Origin of the sequence: Vicingus serpentipes, assembly GCF_007993035.1 — a bacterium.
GTDB lineage: Bacteria > Bacteroidota > Bacteroidia > Flavobacteriales_E > Vicingaceae > Vicingus > Vicingus serpentipes.
In genome coordinates this window covers 34,563-48,154 of the sequence record NZ_VOOS01000005.1, presented here as the reverse complement: position 1 = coordinate 48,154, position 13,592 = coordinate 34,563, and the positions used below count along the sequence as shown (strand labels likewise).

Genomic DNA, 13,592 nt, shown 5'->3' with positions numbered 1-13,592 from the left:
AGTATTAACTTTGTATTAGTGAAAGTGTTTAAAAATATAATTAGTTTTTTACTTGTCTTAACAATTACGAATGTTGTTGTTGGTAAGACTGTACACGAGTTATTTTTTCATCACCATGAAATAGAGTGTTCTGCTAAAACAACTCAACACTTCCACGGTACAGAATTAAATGAGGTTGATTTAATTTGTAGTTTTAATTTTTCTGCATCTTTAAATCACTTTTTTACTAGCTCTTTCAATCATCAACTTTTTGAAGTTGATAAAGAATCAGTATTCTTTTATGTCTCAACTAATCAAAACACTTATTTTAATACCCTCTCTTTGAGAGGACCTCCTCAATTTGTGTAAATCCACTATTATTTAAATAACAAACAAATTAGTTTACTAAAACAAATAACATGCTTAGCAATAAGTTGTTTTCTGTTATTGTAATATTGTTATTGGGGTTTACTTCTTTTGCACAAGACAAAAGCAACTGTAATTTTTCACTTTCGGGTAAAACAATTGATAATCACGATAAATCAATTTTAATGTTTGCTAATGTTTACATTAAAGAACTCGAGAAAGGTGCTGTTTCTGACACTAATGGTAATTATGTAATTCATAATTTATGTGCCGGAAAATATGAAGTTACAGTTAGTCATGTTGGTTGCGAACCTGTTACAATAAACATTGCAATAACTGGAGATACAAAACAAAATTTTTATACCGAACATCATGCTGAAGAGCTTAAGCAATTTGCTTTTGTTGAGCAAGCATATGTTGAAGAGCAAACTGTTGACAGAAAAGAACTTTCTATTAAAGAATTAAATCAATCAAGAGGAAAATCTTTAGGCGAAAGTTTAAAAGAATTAACAGGTGTTACTTCTTTGAATACAGGTAATAGTATTTCTAAACCTGTAATTCATGGTTTGCATAGCGACAGAATATTAATTCTTAATAATGGTATTCGACAAGAAGGACAACAATGGGGTAATGAACATGCTCCAGAGATTGATCCTTATATAGCGAATAAGTTAAGTGTGATTAAGGGAGCAGAAGGTATTCGATATGGAGCAAATGCCATTGCTGGAGTTGTATTGGTTGAACCAAATGAGCTAAGAGATTCTTCAGGAATTAATGGCGAATTAAATTTAGCCGGAGCAACTAACGGAAGACTTGGTGTAAGTTCTGCTATGCTTGAAGGAAATATTGGTAAACTAAATGGCTTAAGCTGGAGGGTACAAGGAACCTTAAAACGATCAGGTAATGTTTCAACTCCAAATTACTTCATGAAAAATACTGGACTAAAAGAATACAATTTTTCTTGGGCTACAGGTTATTTAAAAGCGAAGTATGGAATAGAAACTTTTTATAGTCAATTCAATAGTGATATAGGAATATTTTCTGCTGCACATATTGGAAATTTAACTGATTTGCAACGCGCAATAGAATCTGATGTTCCTTTGGAATCTGCAGATTTTACATACGATATAAATCGGCCATATCAGCATATTGAACATGAGCTGTTTAAAGTAAAATCTTATTTGGCAACTGGAGAAATAGGTAAACTTGAATTAATTTATGCTAGACAGTATAATTTAAGGCAAGAATATGATAAACATGTTTCTCGTAATGATAGTATTGCAGCATTAAATTTACCCGAATTACAATTTGAGATTACAACTCACACTGGAAGTTTAATTTGGTCTCAAAACCGAAAAAATGCTTTTAAAGCGCAATTGGGTGTTTCGGGAATTTATCAAGCTAATACCTATACCGGAAGAGAGTTTATACCTGCATTTATTAAATATGGAAGCGGTGCTTTTATCATTGAAAAATGGAGAAATAAAAATGCCAAATTAGAATTGGAAGCAGGGTTAAGGTATGATTACGTTTATCAGCAAGTTTATAAATGGTTGAAAAAAGTGTATATCACTCCTGAATACATTTACCATAATGTTTCAGGAAGTTTAGGTGCAGTTTATAAACCAACAGAAACTCTAACAGCTAAGATTAATTATGGCATGGCTTGGCGCCCACCTAATGTAAGTGAGCTTTATAGCAATGGCTTGCATCATGGTGCTGCTGCTGTAGAGTATGGCGATACTAATTTGATTGCAGAGAAAGCACATAATATTATATTGGGAGTTGATTATGTAAAAGGAAAATGGTTGATTCAAGCAGAGGGTTACTATAATTACATTAACAACTTTATATATTTAAAACCTGTTTTGCCAGCAACATTAACCATTAGAGGCGCATTTCCAACATTCAAGTATGAGCAGGTAAATGCTTCGTTTGCAGGAGTAGATTTAAAATCTACGTATTCTATTTATAAATCGCTTTCATGGAAAGGTAAGGCTTCTTTTTTGAGAGCATATAACCTTACAGCTAAAGAAGGAATTGTAGGAATGCCTGCTAATCGTTTTGAAAATGCTATTGAATACAAACTAGAAAGCATTAAGCGTTTTAAAGATATTTATGCTGAGGTAGGTTTTCAAAATGTGTTAACCCAAAACAATGTTCCTGCAAATAGTGATTATTTAGCTCCTCCAAAAGGATATGGATTGTTAAATTTTAAAACAGGATTTAGCCTGCCAACCTATAAGCAACAAAAAATAATAGTGGATTTTGAAATCAGTAATTTATTAAATACTGCTTATCGCGATTACCTTAACAGGTTTCGTTATTACGCAGACGAAATGGGGAGAAATTATTCTCTCAAATTAAAAATGACTTTTTAAACTTATAAAATTTATAACAATGAAAACAAAAACAAATTATACAATCATTTTAGCGGCTTTATTTATTTCTTTTTTAATTGGATGTAAAAAAGATGATGATAGCCCAAGTCCAGTTTCACCAACAACTCCTCCAGTAAATGAAGAAGAATTAATCACTAGTTTGATTATTTCATTTGAAGATACTGCTGGGGTTCAACCATCTGTTCAATATGCGTTTAGAGATCCAGATGGAGAAGGTGGAAGCTTGCCAACTCAGCACGATACTATTCGTTTAGTTGTCAATACTTATTATAATGCTACTGTACAATTATTAAATGAGTCAGTTTCTCCTGCAGAGGATATAACTCTAGAGGTAGAAGAAGAAGCATCGGAGCATTTATTTTGCTATGCAGTTTCAAATACAAATGTATCTATTATAAGAACTGATAGCGATGGAACTTATGGTCTTGGCATTAAATCGAGATGGTTTACAGGCAATGTTGCTAATGGAGAAACAACAATATCGTTAAAACATCAACCAGGTGTAAAAGATGGAACTTGTTCGCCTGGTGATACAGATGTTGAGGTAACCTTTGTTACAAAAATTCAATAAAAATAGTAATATCATGTAGGGTGTAATTCTAAAAAATTACACCCTATTTTTTTGCCTTACGCACAGCTAAAGCTGCACCAATTGCTACTCCAACCCCCACGCCAACTGCAATATTTTTTATTGCAACCCCTATTGCTGCACCAATTCCTGCTCCCAAGGCAATATAAATTCCTGCGTTTTTGTTATTCTTCATTTTTTGCTTGGTTTAGTTTTAAAAATAAAGTTCCGTTAGTTGAGTTAAGTTTTAACTTATTATCGCTAGTTGTAATAGCTATGTTTTCGAGGCTAATTTTATAACCTATATTTTCAGCTAATCCAGAAAATGACAATTGTTTTTGGGTTAAATCGTAATGATTACCTTTTCCAAATTTGTTAAACAAATATTCTTGAGTTGCTTTAAAATCGATTTCGGTAACCAATTTATCATTTTTAAAGAGGTTCATTTTAAACGAATTATGCTCGTTATTTTTAAGCGCAAATTTGTCTTCTCCAATTGTAAAGGTTGTAAGCGCATAACTGCTTTTACTGTCATAATAATTAAACTTAATCATATAATCATAACCCGAAACATCTACTAAATTGTTGTTATAAGTTACGGAATATGAAGAGTAATCGTTCTTGTAGTCGATATAAGTATGTTTGTACTCTAATCCCAAAGCTTTCATGTAAATTTCGGCTTCGTTAATTCTGCTCCAGCGTTCTTTTTTATTGTTGTAATTTAAAATTTGAGATTCAAAATCTTGAGAATAAATGTCTTTAACGCCATTAAAACCATGGTAATCGTCTAAATAGTCGATGATAGATTTTATTTCATTGTTTAAAGAATCGGTAACTAATTTATTATTCGGATACTCATAATCTTGGCTGTAATAATTACTATCTATTTTAATCGTTTGCTCATTTACCACTTTGCCATCTTTTAGTATCCCGTTTTCGGTTAAGATAGTTTTTAATCGTTCAGCTTGACTGTTTTCACTAACATTAAACATACTCCATGGGCCAAACGACATTAACAACATCATTACACAAAGTGAAATTGGAATAAACTTAATGTTGTTTTTACCCATAATAAAATAGAAACAAACAATGGTTAGCCAAACCCCAAGTAATAAAACGATGTAGCGATTTATTGTAACCCCGTAATCGGCCAAGCGCATGCTAATGGCAATAAAAAGCATAATTACCAAAGGAAGTAAAATGAAATAATAAGCTTTGGAGAATTTTTTAATCCACGAATTTTCTTCCTTTTGCCCAAAAGGATGGATGAGTAAAAAAGCAAAAATACCCAATACTGCTACTGCAATAATTAACCAAGAAACTACTCCTTTCGGCCAATCCCACAGTGCAATAATTTTTGCACCATACAAGTATAAAATAACCAAATAAAGCACCAATAATGGTAGTAAAATGTATTGCGAAAATACTTTTAAACCAAAAGGATATTCATCAATTTCTTCAAGGTCGTCAAAATTAGTTGGCATACCAGCTATAAAAAACCATGTATTAAAAAAACCAACAATTACTATCCATAAATCTAAATATAATTTGTCGTGAATTTTAATTTCAAACAAAAGGTTTAGTGAAACTAAAGCTAACGCAATGCCTACATATAGAAAACCGGAGTAGATTGCCGATAACACCAAGCGAGTAAGCAATAAACGATTGTATTGCCAAAAACCATTGAGCTGCTTGCCTTTTAAATAAGGAGCAAACGATACCAATAAGTGAATAGCAATATTGTATATGGTATAACGAATGTAAGGCAAAGAAGTATTGGCAGTTTCTTCAGAATTAGGTAATGTAAAATAAAGCAAAAAGAGTATAATAGCTGCTCCTACTTTAACCCCAATAGAATGAAGATTAGTTAAGTCTAATTTTTTGGTAAAAACATTTAGACAAAAAAACAATGGAATACCCAATGCCAAAAACAGCATGGCATTAATGAAGGGAAACATATTGCCAATAACACCTTCTTGCTCGGCTAAATAGATGCCTATTGTTACAGCTAATAAAGAAGAAATTAAAGTTAACGGAAACCGAAGTGCCGAATTTTTGGCTTTTTGGTACAAGTAATTGATTGATGGTAATTGCATAATGTAAATTTTTACACTACTAACTTACTAAAAATCAAATTAGTGTTGTTTTATGATTTTTTAACTATTTTAGATTTTCTTTACACCTATGAATTTTTAAGTATTAAAATACTTGATATAAATATTATAGGTAAAAATGATTTTATTTCACGACGAGTTACATTAAATATTGTGTTCTTATTTTAGTTGGCTGGAGTTATAACTTAGAAACACTTATGTCTAAATCTATTGATTTTTGATTAACTTTTTGTAAGAAGAAACGGTATCGAAAAAGTAAACAACCTTCATTGTTATCGTATTTCTCTGGCCTTCACTCAATACAGAATTGAGGTTTTGAAAATATGAGGTTTGAATGTTTTGTTCATCTAATTGTAAAGCATTTTTATATACAATATTTATAAAACTTCCAGGGGCAAATTGCCACCCAAATATCAAGTCGCTATTAAACGCATTGAAATTAAAATCAGAATTTCCATTAAAAGAATAATCTCGAATAATATATCCTTCGTTATTTAGGTCTCCAAAGTAGTCATAAATCCCATATGACCAATAATGCCTTATTCTAAGCGTTAGAGATAAGTTATTCTTGAACAAGTATTTTGCCTGGATTATGTTTGTTAGTGTTTTTACATCCCGCACACCATATTTTGGTATATTATCAAAATAGCCTGCAAAACCAGCGCCATTTAAAAAGACTGAATAGTTAGATGATGGGCGTAAGGTTAATTTATCGTTTACACGGATAATAGGTTCAAGATTAACTTCAAAATAATTGTTGACCACATAATCTGTGAAGTAGCCTTGTCCATAACCAATCTCAGCGTCCAAAGCGAAACTTTTTCTATAATCCGTAGATATACCAATACCATTGTAGTAAAACTCAGGAGTAATAAACTTCTGACCAGGCACTCTTGATTCAAACAAGTCTATTCCATCTCCAATTTGTGAGCTTACACTTAGAAAGAACGCATTGAAATTTGGATCAATGAAAAAGAAGTTTCCATCGTATTTTTTCTTTAGCAGTTCATTTGTGGTATAGTCCTGTTCTAAACTAAACGTTAAGGAGTTATAACTACTATTAAGGATCCAAAAAGGATTATATTTATTATATTGAAGATTAATGGAATGTGTTCGTATGTTTTGGGTGAAATTTACTCCTAGATCATTTGGGTTAAAATTACGAGATTTACTCTCACTGGTAAGACCATATTTAAAGTTGCCCGATATTTTTGCTAAATTGATCCGATAGCTTAAGCCATCATTTTCACTAGTTTTAAATACATTTTTGAGTAAGTTGGTATCTCGCTGTGAGACTTTAATATCCCCTGATAGGGAATAGTTTGATTTTTTAGAAACCAAGTTGACTCCTAAAGAAGAGACATTAGCATCTATAAAATTACCAGCTCTTGTAGTATTAAGGTTTATGAAATAAATTGAACTGTTGTTTTTTAAGTTTTGATCGAATGAAATAATGTTGTAATTCACTAAGGGATTCGTTTCTACTTCTCTTGTTTCTCCTGTGAGAGTATTTTCAATTACAGCTGAACTCTGCGAAGTAATTGCATTCATAACACCAATACCTAAACCACTTTTAGTTCTTCCAGAGACTTTTGCTACATTTACGAGTTTAGAAGTAACTGGGTTCTCGATCACAATTTCGCTGGAGTCTAGGTTTTCAAATGCCTGTAAGTACTGTTCAGGAAGACCACCAATCCGTCTGGAATAGAAAAGATCTCCACGGTTAAAGAGCTCAACCCCTTCTTGAAAAAAAGGACGTTGTTCATCAAAAACAACTTCAAACGCTCCTAGATTTTTAACGATATTATCTGATCTAACTTGAGAGAAATCAGGAAGTAATGTCATGTCCAGGGTGAAACTTTCATTCAACCCCAATTTAAGGTCTGCACCCGCTCCGTAACCAAAGGTTCTCTCATCTTTTGTGAATTCAGTAAATGTAGATAGATAAGGAGATAGTGAAAGTCGAAGAGGGTCTTTTATGTCGTCTAAACCGACTAATTTGCCCCAGTAATTAATTTCGGTTTCAACATTTTTAGGTACCAGAGACCACTGTAATTCAGTTCGGCTTCTTCGGATTTCTCTTTCGAATTGAGCTCGCCATATTTGTTTATCACCCTTTGGGAAGCGAAGGGAATAGTAAGGAATTTTGATTTCTGCAATCCAACCATCTTCAACGATTCCTACTTCGCTTTCCCAAACAGAATTAAACGAAGGATCTGAAATTCTGGAATCGGATTGAACTCCTGATGCAGTTACTGAAAAGGTAAAGGCATCTAGCATTTGATTGTAAGTATCAAAAGATATAGAGAAGATATCAGCATTCAAATCATCATCACGTTCCCCAAGTTGAGTTAATACACTATCCGGATTATCATCATAACAATATCCTAGAATATAAATGTTATTATCGTCAAATAGGATTCTCACTTCTGTTTTAAATCTTGGCTGTTTACCTTCTGTTGGATTGCGTTCAAGGAAGTGGGTTGCGACCTGAGCATTTGCCCAGTTTTCTTCATACATTTGACCATCAATAGTAATCTCCTGGTTCGTTCTTAAAGCGGAAAATTCCTTTACTTGCCCCCAAGATGAATAGGAGATCATGAAGAGAAAAAATATGTTGAAATACTTGAGCAACTTGCTAAAATCTTTAGATCGCGGCAAAGATATTATTATAAAAATAAATTAGATAAGGTAAACACTCTAAACTTTTAATGGAGGATATTTTAAGACGCTATTAGGTTAGTATAATCAGAAACTATTATGGGTTATAGATGCGGCTAAGTATATTAATTCTAATCAAGTAAATTACAACTTTCAATATTTAATAGAATTATACGCTTATTAAATTTTATTTTTTTACTAAGTTAGCAGCCTTCTAAACCATAAGAAACAACCAATTCTTGATCAACTTTTTCTCCTTTTTCATTTTCTGCTGGTTTCCAATTGCCAGGCATATTGGTTATCAATTTCATCATTTTAGCATCAATAACTTCATACCCCGAATGATTGCCCAATTTAACATTACTAATTTTTCCATCTTTAGTTACTGTAAAATAGATTTTAGCAGGTCTTAATTTTTCTCTCGATTGAGCAATTGCTTTTTCTTTCGTACTGTTTTCTTTTAGGTAATTTATTAGTACTTCTTTTCCTTCTGTAAATTCTGCTTGCTTTTCTGGTACTATTGTAAAGTGAGGGTTGTAAACGCTATTTTCTAAAATACCAGTTTCTGGGTTATGCTGTTTACATACAGCTCTAATGTTAAAGTTAGTTGAGTAATCTGCTGATTCTAAAATCTTTCGTTGGGCATCACTTAGTAGTGGACCCACGCTATATTCTCTTTCGTCAGATTCTCTTTCGTATTTAACAATAACAAGGCTTGTTTCACCATAAGAAATTATTCGTTGCACGTGTTCTTCTGGAAAAAAATCAGTTATTGAAGTAGCTTTAAGAATAGCAGTTTTTGTTATACCCGAAAACCTTGATCCATAACCATAGAAAAAATCCAACTTTGGCTCTTCTCTGTTTTCTAATGATACTTGAGAACAGAATTTTTGTGAAGATTGAATTATGGGGTTAAAATATTCAAAGGATGTTAATGCTATCATAATAAATGCAGCACAAATAAATGCGATACTCGTTTTCATATCTTTTAATTTTAAGGGTTAATATGCCACAAAGCTATATCCTAAAGATATTTTTAAGAGTAAACCAATTGTAAATTGATGTAAATATTCTGTAAAAACTTAATGTTTTAGGAGTTAATCAATAAAAGACAATCCAAACCCTAATATTGAGCCTAATAATACAATGTGCATAGCATTTACTTTTTTCACAAAAAACACTAAAACCATACTAATAATAAAAATTACTAAATTTTTAAGGTCAACTAAAGAAGTAGTACCCATTTTTAAAATTACGGCTATCATTAAGGCTACAGCTCCCACACTCATAATGTTTAAAAAGTGTTTTAATACTGCCGATTTTCTCATTTTTGGTATTAAAGGATTCAGCAATAAAACCAACAAAAATGAAGGTAAGAATATGCCTGTAGTTGCAGCTATAGCACCCCAAAAACCATTTAATTGAAAACCGACAAAGGTAGCGGTAGACAACACAGGACCAGGAGTAAATTGACCAACAGCTACAGCATCCATTAAAGCAGTTCGAGTCATTATACCTGTTTCTACAAATTCGGCATCTAAATAAGCAAATAATACATATCCACTGCCATATAATATGGCACCAATTTTAAAGAAACTCAAGAATACACTAAGTGTAGATATTTTAGTTGCGGCTAAACCTAATGGTTGTAATAATAAAATTACTAAAGGATTAAGGTTGTTAGCTTTGCTTTTGTCTTTAATGAAAAAGTAAACAGAGCCTATTATTGCAGTAGCTAAAAGACTCAATATTTCATTAATACCAATTAAGTTTAAGATTAATGCAATAATCCCAAAAATTGCTAGTTCTACATTTTTCACGGCCTTTTTACCCAACTTAAATACAGCTTGAATAATTATAGCAATTACTGCTGGCTGAATGCCATTTATAAATGGTTTTACATTTGGGAGTTCACCAAACCTAACATAAAACCAAGCTAAAATACCAGTAATAAATACAGCAGGAAAAATAAAACAAATACCAGCAACAAACATGCCTGCCCAACCTCCACGGTCGTGTCCGCAATGCATCGTCATCTCGGTAGAATTTGGGCCTGGAATTAAATTAGTTGCACCAACTAAATCTAAAAAATGCTCATGGTTCATCCATTTTCGTTTGGAAACAATTTCATCTTCCATCATGGCAATATGAACCGCAGGACCACCAAAAGCAAAGCAGCCCATTTTAAAAAATACTTGTGCTATTTCTTTAAGATTTGACATAGAACAAAAATAAAGATGAATTATTTTTTATAGAAGTTACAAGTAAAATAGTTTTCAAAACTATTTTACTATTCCATGAACAACAATTACAATTTCGCCTTTTATTATATTGTTGTTATAATATTCTAATACTTCTTTTACCGTTCCTCTAATGTTTTCTTCGTGCATTTTGGTTAATTCACGAGAAACAGAAACTTGCCTGTCTTCACCAAAAAACTCAGCTAACTGGGTTAAAGTTTTTATTAAACGGTGAGTCGATTCATAAAATATTACGGTGCGAGTCTCTTCTTTTAATACATTTAATCTAGTTTGACGACCTTTTTTATGAGGTAAAAACCCTTCAAAAACAAATTTATCGCAAGGGAAACCAGAATTAACTAGAGCTGGAACAAATGCTGTAGCTCCAGGTAACGTTTCAATCTCAATTCCATTTTTTATGCATTCTCGTGCCAATAAAAAACCAGGGTCAGAAATTGCTGGTGTTCCTGCATCAGAAACTAAACCTATAACAACACCACTTTTAATTTCTTCAATTACACGCTCAATTTTATGGTGCTCATTGTGTTGATGGTGAGCAATTAACTTTTTATCAATATTATAATGCTTTAATAATTTTGAAGTCTGTCGCGTGTCTTCGGCTAAAATCACATCAACTTCTTGCAATGTTTCTAAAGCACGAAGCGTAATATCTTTTAAATTACCTATAGGTGTGGGTATTATGTATAGTTTCGACATCTGTTATAAAATTCAAAGGTAAAGATAAACTCCAAAAATTGAATTGCTTAACTTTATATTTGTTAATGCAACCTTTTAGTAATAAAAAACATCTTAAAACCGAATAGATGAAAATTGATAATGAGCAATTGGTAAAAAAGTGTCTTGAGAAAGACCCTCTTGCTCAAAAGCAATTGTTTGATTCTTTTTCGAGAAAAATGATGGGGGTTTGTTTACGCTACTCTCAAGATCAGGAAGAAGCCCAAGATGTTTTACAGATGGGGTTTATTAAAGTGTTTGAAAAGCTACATATGTATAGTAGCGAAGGTTCTTTAGAAGGATGGATTAGAAAAGTAATTGTAAATACAGCTTTAGATAATATTCGTAAAAACAAAAAGTTTAACGAAAATATAGAATTAGATAAAGTAGATTTTCAATTAGATAATAATAGTGAAACTGGCTTAGACGCTTTGTCGGCAAAAGATTTATTAAAAATAATTCAAGAAATGCCACCTGGTTTTAGAACAGTTTTTAACCTTTATGCAATAGAAGGTTATTCACACAAAGAAATTGCAGAACAATTAGGAGTTACAGTAAGTACATCTAAGTCGCAATATTCGAGAGCTAAAGTGTATTTACAAAAAATAATTATAGAAGAAAACATATTATAAGTGAAGAATGATTTAAACCATATTGATGAAATTTTCAAAAACTCGTTAGAGAACTTTGAAGCAAATGTTGACCCAAGTGTTTGGGCTAATGTTTCACAAAGTATTGGAAATACAGCAGGTGCAACATCTGCTGCTGGTGGAGCAGCAGTAAGTGCTGGGTCTAAATCTATTTTATTTTATGCAGCAGCAAGTATTATTGCTACAGCAACTGTTATTGGTTCGGTTTATTTATTAAACAGTAATCCGGCTGAGAAAAATGTTGTTAAAAATGAAATAAAGGAAACAGCCCCTATTTCTGAAGAAGTAGAAGTGTTGAATGTTTTAACTCAAGATGAGAAAATGATAGAATCTGCTAAGGTTGAAGAATCTAGTCTTGTTGTAAAAGATCATGATGTAGCAATAGAAAAAAAATCAAACGATAATCAATTTAATAATACTTTATCGAGTGATAAGGCTGATAGCGAACAAATGGTTAAAGCTTCTCCAGTTCTAAGTGGAAATACTTCAGATGAAGTCACTGTTTCATCAGCAAACAAACAAAAGGAAGAGAATATAGTTCCTTCTAAAGTTTTGGTGGTAGAAGAACTAAAAGTTAGCATTAGAAGTAATGTTAAAAAAGGTAAAGCACCTTTAGATGTTGAGTTTAGTGTCGATGGTGATGCGGTGAGTTATTTGTGGGATTTTGGTGATAACACCTCAATTTCAAGCGAAGAAACCCCTTACCACACATTCAAAAAACCAGGTACTTATAAAGTTGCCTTAACGGCTATTGATAAAAATGCCAATTCAAAAATAAGCTATCAATTAATTGAAGTAGAAAAAAATAAAATTTCTAAGCTTGATGAAATTCAAAATGTATTTTCTCCTAACGGAGATGGTATCAATGATATTATTAAGGTTGATGGTGAAAATATATCTAAGTTTCATGCTTCTGTATTAGATAGTAAAGGAAATTTAATTTATGAATGGGACTCTATAGATGGGTTTTGGGATGGAAGAGATAATAACAATAATATTATTCCTAAAGGAACTTATTATCTTGTAGTTACTGCTACTGGAGAAGATGGGGAACAACACATCGATAAAAAAAGTATTCAACTGTACTAGTTTTCTAGTAACATATCTTAGAAAGAGGGGGTCATACTGAAAAGTATGACTTCTTTGTTTGTGGTAAATGGCTATTTTTGAAATTGATGAACGAATTTAGATTTAAGCAGTTTTCAATAAAGCAAAATTTGTGTGCTATGAAAGTAGGCACTGATGGTGTTTTGTTAGGTGCTTGGAGTAAAGTTCCAAGTGGAAATGTGTTAGATGTAGGTTCTGGTTCGGGGTTAATTAGTTTAATGGTTGCACAACGAAATTTGAATTGTGAAATTGATGCTATTGATATTGACCAAAATGCTTTTTTACAAACTCAACAGAATGTAATAGCAAGTAAATGGAATTCAAGAATTAAAGTTTTCAATACGTCGCTTCAGTTATTTGATACAAAAAAAATATATGAGTTAATTATATCTAACCCTCCCTTTTTTAATAATGCTTATAAATCGACAGATTTAGCTAAAAATACTGCTCGACATACAGATGAATTACCATTTAAAGTATTCATTAATTCGGTAATTAATTTATTGGCTCCTCATGGATTATTCACATTGATTTTACCTGTAAATGAATCATTACTTTTTACCGAATTAGCGTTAAAAAATAACTTGCATATAAATCGAAAGTGCTTAGTTAAACCAAATTATCAGAAAGCGCCTAAGCGAGTTCTTTTAGAGTTCTCTTTTTCTAAAATAGAAACAATTGAGGAAGAGTTGATAATAGAAACAGAAATTAGGCACCATTACACTGAAGAATATCGTAATTTAACCAAAGATTTCTATCTGAAATTTTAG

General features: G+C 31.9%; 12 protein-coding genes. 6 read left to right on the top strand and 6 right to left on the bottom strand.

What is annotated here, in order from left to right; all coding sequences use genetic code 11:
• Positions 1-18 precede the first annotated feature (18 nt).
• From FRY74_RS10650 to FRY74_RS10640, 3 genes are read left to right on the top strand one after another with little or no spacing between them, the layout of a single operon-like run.
• A complete protein-coding gene (locus tag FRY74_RS10650) occupies positions 19-348 on the top strand; it encodes a hypothetical protein (RefSeq protein WP_147101356.1) in 330 nt (109 codons plus the stop codon).
• 50 nt (positions 349-398) lie between these two features.
• The gene (locus tag FRY74_RS10645) at positions 399-2,726 is read left to right on the top strand and encodes a TonB-dependent receptor (protein ID WP_147101353.1); all 2,328 of its coding nucleotides are present in this window, start codon (positions 399-401) and stop codon (positions 2,724-2,726) included.
• Positions 2,727-2,745: 19 nt separating this feature from the next.
• Positions 2,746-3,318 carry a type 1 periplasmic binding fold superfamily protein gene (locus FRY74_RS10640; RefSeq protein ID WP_147101350.1) on the top strand — a complete coding sequence of 191 codons (573 nt, stop codon included), beginning with the start codon at positions 2,746-2,748 and terminating at the stop codon, positions 3,316-3,318.
• A gap of 43 nt (positions 3,319-3,361) precedes the next feature.
• On the opposite strand, the gene FRY74_RS12915 is transcribed toward FRY74_RS10640, so the two are convergent.
• The 6 genes from FRY74_RS12915 to rsmI form a co-directional block, all read right to left on the bottom strand.
• On the bottom strand, positions 3,362-3,511 hold the full coding sequence (locus FRY74_RS12915; RefSeq protein ID WP_170228011.1) for a hypothetical protein: 150 nt from the start codon (positions 3,509-3,511) through the stop codon (positions 3,362-3,364).
• Positions 3,501-5,411 (bottom strand): DUF4153 domain-containing protein, encoded by a 1,911-nt coding sequence (locus tag FRY74_RS10635; RefSeq protein ID WP_147101347.1) that lies wholly within the window; start codon positions 5,409-5,411, stop codon positions 3,501-3,503. Before FRY74_RS10635 ends, FRY74_RS12915 begins: the two co-directional genes overlap by 11 nt.
• Before the next feature lie 225 nt (positions 5,412-5,636).
• Positions 5,637-8,030 (bottom strand): DUF5916 domain-containing protein, encoded by a 2,394-nt coding sequence (locus tag FRY74_RS10630; protein ID WP_147101344.1) that lies wholly within the window; start codon positions 8,028-8,030, stop codon positions 5,637-5,639.
• Positions 8,031-8,293: 263 nt separating this feature from the next.
• Positions 8,294-9,073, bottom strand: coding sequence for a VHS/ENTH/ANTH domain-containing protein (locus FRY74_RS10625; protein WP_147101342.1), 780 nt, complete (start codon positions 9,071-9,073; stop codon positions 8,294-8,296).
• A 114-nt stretch (positions 9,074-9,187) separates the two neighbouring features.
• Positions 9,188-10,312, bottom strand: a complete 1,125-nt coding sequence (gene chrA, locus FRY74_RS10620) for a chromate efflux transporter (RefSeq protein WP_147101339.1) — start codon at positions 10,310-10,312, stop codon at positions 9,188-9,190.
• A gap of 60 nt (positions 10,313-10,372) precedes the next feature.
• Positions 10,373-11,047, bottom strand: coding sequence for a 16S rRNA (cytidine(1402)-2'-O)-methyltransferase (gene rsmI, locus FRY74_RS10615; protein WP_147101336.1), 675 nt, complete (start codon positions 11,045-11,047; stop codon positions 10,373-10,375).
• A 107-nt stretch (positions 11,048-11,154) separates the two neighbouring features.
• Here rsmI and FRY74_RS10610 point away from each other — a divergent pair, with 107 nt between their 5' ends.
• The 3 genes from FRY74_RS10610 (at position 11,155) to FRY74_RS10600 (ending at position 13,592) form a co-directional block, all read left to right on the top strand.
• Entirely contained in the window at positions 11,155-11,697 is a 543-nt protein-coding gene (locus tag FRY74_RS10610) for an RNA polymerase sigma factor (protein ID WP_223265869.1), read from the top strand.
• Positions 11,698-12,804: a PKD domain-containing protein gene (locus FRY74_RS10605; protein ID WP_147101332.1), complete on the top strand. Its 1,107-nt coding sequence runs from the start codon at positions 11,698-11,700 to the stop codon at positions 12,802-12,804.
• A 137-nt stretch (positions 12,805-12,941) separates the two neighbouring features.
• Entirely contained in the window at positions 12,942-13,592 is a 651-nt protein-coding gene (locus FRY74_RS10600; protein WP_170228010.1) for a tRNA1(Val) (adenine(37)-N6)-methyltransferase, read from the top strand.